The organism is Bacillus sp. Nf3 (genome assembly GCF_003028545.1).
Classification (GTDB): domain Bacteria; phylum Bacillota; class Bacilli; order Bacillales; family Bacillaceae; genus Bacillus; species Bacillus safensis.
This window is the reverse complement of the sequence record NZ_PYUA01000092.1, coordinates 1-545: the sequence shown is the minus strand read 5'-3', so window position 1 is coordinate 545 and position 545 is coordinate 1. Positions and strand designations below refer to the sequence as shown.

The following is a 545-nucleotide window of genomic DNA, read 5'->3' as shown; positions in this document are numbered from 1 at the left end:
CATTACCGCCGTGGCTGAGCGGATCCCGGAAAAATTGTACGCACTAGTCTATCTAACTGCGATTCTGACGCGTCCAGGCCAGTCAGCGCTCGACGTGGCAATGGAGCTGGGCGTGGGCGCTGACATACCGGTGGTCATGGAGCAAACGACCGGAACCTGCACTATCGTCCGCGAGCAGGCATCGGCGGTCTTTTACAACATACTGGACGAGGCGCAGGCGTCAAGGCATATCAACAGGCTTTGCCCTGACCCCATCCAGCCGATGATGTTTCCTATTGAAACGACAGCTGGGCGTTTTGGGTTGGTTCCCAAGTACTTCATCAAAGCAGAGTTTGATCGCGCTATTCCACTTGAAAAGCAAGAGAAGATGATTGAGTACTACCCCGGCCTCATCGCCATGTCACTTCCAAGCGATCACTCACCGTTCTTCTCAATGCCTGAGCGGCTTGTCGAAGCGCTTATCCAGATCACACAGTCTGTGTCTAGCAACAGGATCGCGAGATCTACTAGCTGGCGACAATGCTAGTGGGTAACGCTGAAGCACA

The 545-nt window shown here is 53.9% G+C and carries 1 protein-coding gene; it reads left to right on the top strand.

Translation table 11 applies throughout. The annotated features are described in order from the left end of the window. Window positions 1-526 (top strand): hypothetical protein (locus C9414_RS20340; protein WP_181286203.1); only part of this gene is annotated, 526 nt, incomplete at its 5' end. Window positions 527-545: the final 19 nt, after the last annotated feature.